Raw genomic sequence first — 3,621 nt, 5'->3', positions numbered from 1 at the left:
CTCCAGAAAAAACCCGGTCCAGTGCAGAACTGAAACCACAAAGCCCCTTCCTCATAACTGAAAAGCGGCCCCGCCCCGGCCCTTCGGGCCGGAACAGAGTCGCTTTTAATTATGAATGTTGTAACTACACTCCATCATTGCTTTAAGACCCCATTGGCTTAGCAGGGCGATGGCCCACTACGTGAACCATCACCCCGCACACAGGGTGTTTTATGTGCAGTTGTCAACCACTGAATCGGAACCCCGAAGGGGCCCCCACGATTCAGAAGTTGACAATTCAAGACCAGAGAGGAAATAAAAGCGAGAAGAAACCACTGTACGTCTCTCATACACGCTCGTAAGCGGCCCTCACGGCCCGCTAACGCGGAGATACGCCCCGACTGCGGGTAAACCCTTGTCGGGACCACTCCGACCGCGCACAGAGGCATTTTCATTGCTGACAGGCCACATGGCCTCGCTGGGCCGGAGGGGAACTGGTGATATTCGGACGACCGTACCGGCTTACGCCGGGCTTCGGCGGTTCGGCTATGTGCCATATGAAACAACTGAGTGCCGCCTTACATGCCGCTGATGCGGCATCCAGAAAAAAGGCCCCACGTCCTGAAAGATGTCAGCTTCCTTTCCTGGTCCAGCCATATTTTTTGAATGCAGGCGCTGCTTCGTCGGTTTGTAGCCATTCTGCAAATCGCCGTGTTTCATCATTTGCATCCTGACGTACGGTAATATTCATATCACGCCATATCACGTAGTCTGGTGCTATTTCTACAGCATCGCCAATTCCTGGATTACTGGCCGCCCAGTCAGCCCATGTGATCCAGACATCTGCTTCCGGCTGATTCTCAAGTGCCTTACGTGCAGTTCCGCTATTAGGCGCATACAAAATAATATTTTTCCGGATTGCTGCGACCGTTTCTATATTTCCCTTACGTCCGGCAATATCTTCCCAGACGCCTGTACCTGATGTATTACTGGTACCACCACCATCATTAACGATGATACCAATCCCTGGTCTGGTCAGGTCGTCAATACTCCGGATATTTTTAGGGTTACCTTTCTTTACCAGTAAAATACTTTTTCGCAGATAAAGAGGCTGAATATCCTTTTCATTAAATCTGTCCTTATGGTCCCGAGTGATAGCAAGAGCAGATTGTTCTGATGCACCAAACAGAATATCTGCATTCTTTTTGGCATCCTCATTCCATTTATGTTGTGGACCGTAATTAACGTTCACTGTAACACCGGTTTTTTCGGCGTAAAGCCTGGCTGCATCGAGCAAGGCTGTATGTGGACCACCTGGTCCATACAGATTGATATCTGCATAAGCAGCAGAAGACAGAAATATTAAAAAACCAGCTACTGTGTTCCTCATAAGAAACTCCTTTTATTGAATGTGATGATTTTTGGAAAATAAAATATAAACCACTAAAGTCCATAGATATTATGCCCAGATAAATTTATGTGTTTTCACCATGTGCATAACTCGATAACTCGTCATTTACAGTTAACAAAATTAAAAAAGATTATATGTATTCTGAGGAGCATAAACCTTACACATTGATTACATTTTTGTAATACCCAGGCTGTTTCCTGTATTCTCTTGTCTGTTGATATCATTTATTTAAACGATAGTCTTAACGCTCGCTTTTCGTCTTGTTTGTTGAACAATTAATTAATTGACCTCCTGGACAAAAGAAGCGCAGACGGTGTGCTACGTAAGTACTATCACTACAGGAAATATATGAGTGGCTTTGAATATAAAGTATGTCATATATAACACTGAAAAATGACATTATCATCGCTATTTCTTATTTATTTTTAGGTTCTCTAAACTCAGGAGTATGGGAGATATTTTTAATCATTTCATCAAGATTATCTGTTGCATTTTCTGCATAAACAAGAGCCTGAGGCAATGCACCAACAGATGATTTTGCTATAATCCTATCCGAATAAGCATCAATAACCTGAAGAGTATCACTAAGTTCATTAACAAAGTAAACTTTTCTACCCTTGGTATCAGCCCAGATGCCATGAGGAAGCGTTTCTGCGGGTATTTTTTTTATAAGTTTTGCATGTTTTTCTCCATAATTATACACATTCACTGAATTCTCTCCACCAACCGTCACATAAGCTTTATTATTTGCAAATGCAAAGTGGTTACTGATTTTTCCTGTTTTGAATGTTTCTATAATTTCATTGTTTTCAGTACTGATTCTTGTAATCTCACCAACGTCTTTATGATCAACCCATACTTCCTTTCCATCTGGTGTTGTATTGATGAATGGAGAAAATGAAGATGGCATCATTAGTTTTTTTATGATCTTTTTGGTTTTTGTATCAACAATCCATAGGTGACCATCAAAACTGGAGCTAATATATGCATATTTATCATCATGACTAAAAGTAACCATTCCTGGGCCAGACTCAAGCACTATACGTTTTTTTTCTTTTCCATTCTGGCTATCAATAATTGATACATAGTTTTCACCTCTGACAGTTATCCATATCTCATCTTCATTATTAGTATATCGAGGCTCATGTGGGTTTCGTCCAACATATATCGTATCGATTTTTTTTCCTGTGTTTGTATCGAATCGTGTAACAGAGTTTGTTACAGTTGAAACTACGGATAGTTCACGTCTTTTTTTTGCATATGAAAGGCCATGTACGTTTATTTCTCCATTATAAAGAGGACTATATAGTCGCTTATCTCCTGCGGGATATCCTAAGATTAAGCTTCCGACGTTCTTATATGTATTGGCATCAACCACAGAAACTGTGTTACCATTTTGATTTGCCGAATAGACAAGATCAGTTGCATATAAATTGAATGACACCAAGCATATTGCGAACGCAATCTTATTTAATTTCATGTTTTTTACCCTCGATAAGTTTATTCATGATATTAATTTCATTATTTTGTTCTGTAATTATGGAATAAGCTAAATTCCTTACTTCTCTATCTTCGGATGTTTCAAGAATAACTCGTGACATATCTATAGCTGCCTGATGATGAGGGATCATCATTTTCAGGAAATCCAGCTCTTTGTCCCCTGTAACCTTATAATTAAGCATTTCATGATGCATTTTATTCATTGTTTCATGCATTTTTTTCTCAAAAACAGCTTCAGCATCTGATTTATGTTTACTTGTTTCCACACTGGCATATGATATCCCTAATGGCTGTAACAAGAGTAAAAAATAAATTAGATGAACTATTATTTTATTCATGAATATTACCATCTCGGAAGAGTAAAATAATAAAAATGTTTGCGACGTAACTTGTGATTTTGTCTTGCTCATCACAAGTATAATTTTTATCGCACCTGTCATTAACCTGAATTATTTATATAGCATATATGAATATCCTCTTATATACCAGACGTAATTCTTAGATGAATAATGATTTTATTCATCCTATTTCAATAGAACCTTACATAATGATTACATTTTTGTCATTTTTAGGAATTGTTGAATGTCATACCACAGCTATAAGGCACTGGATTTGCCCCTATATTTCCAGACATCTGTTATCACTTAACCCATTACAGGCCCGCTGCCGCAGATATTCCCGTGGCGAGCGATAACCCAACGCACTATGCGGATGCCATTCGTTATAATGCT

At 39.5% G+C, this 3,621-nt stretch carries 3 protein-coding genes; all 3 read right to left on the bottom strand.

The annotated features are described in order from the left end of the window. Positions 1-610 precede the first annotated feature (610 nt). The 3 genes from C7B16_RS23840 to C7B16_RS23830 all read right to left on the bottom strand — a co-directional run bounded on the left by C7B16_RS23840 (position 611) and on the right by C7B16_RS23830 (position 3,228). Positions 611-1,369: a substrate-binding domain-containing protein gene (locus C7B16_RS23840; RefSeq protein WP_107180261.1), complete on the bottom strand. Its 759-nt coding sequence runs from the start codon at positions 1,367-1,369 to the stop codon at positions 611-613. Positions 1,370-1,805: 436 nt separating this feature from the next. Further along, positions 1,806-2,870 (bottom strand): YncE family protein, encoded by a 1,065-nt coding sequence (locus C7B16_RS23835; protein WP_107180260.1) that lies wholly within the window; start codon positions 2,868-2,870, stop codon positions 1,806-1,808. Next, positions 2,857-3,228: a DUF305 domain-containing protein gene (locus C7B16_RS23830; RefSeq protein ID WP_252334803.1), complete on the bottom strand. Its 372-nt coding sequence runs from the start codon at positions 3,226-3,228 to the stop codon at positions 2,857-2,859. The genes C7B16_RS23835 and C7B16_RS23830 overlap by 14 nt, the downstream gene beginning before the upstream one ends. Positions 3,229-3,621: the final 393 nt, after the last annotated feature.

It is taken from the genome of Escherichia sp. 20412-1, assembly GCF_003027595.1.
In the GTDB taxonomy this organism is placed as follows: Bacteria; Pseudomonadota; Gammaproteobacteria; order Enterobacterales; family Enterobacteriaceae; genus Escherichia; species Escherichia marmotae.
This window is presented reverse-complemented; position numbering and strand designations above follow the sequence as displayed.

Bases quoted from the DNA above. Each gene is read 5' to 3' on its own strand.
- C7B16_RS23840 (WP_107180261.1), bottom strand. From the start codon at position 1,369: ATGAGGAACACAGTAGCTGGTTTTTTAATATTTCTGTCTTCTGCTGCT.
- C7B16_RS23835 (WP_107180260.1), bottom strand. From the start codon at position 2,870: ATGAAATTAAATAAGATTGCGTTCGCAATATGCTTGGTGTCATTCAAT.
- C7B16_RS23830 (WP_252334803.1), bottom strand. From the start codon at position 3,228: ATGAATAAAATAATAGTTCATCTAATTTATTTTTTACTCTTGTTACAG.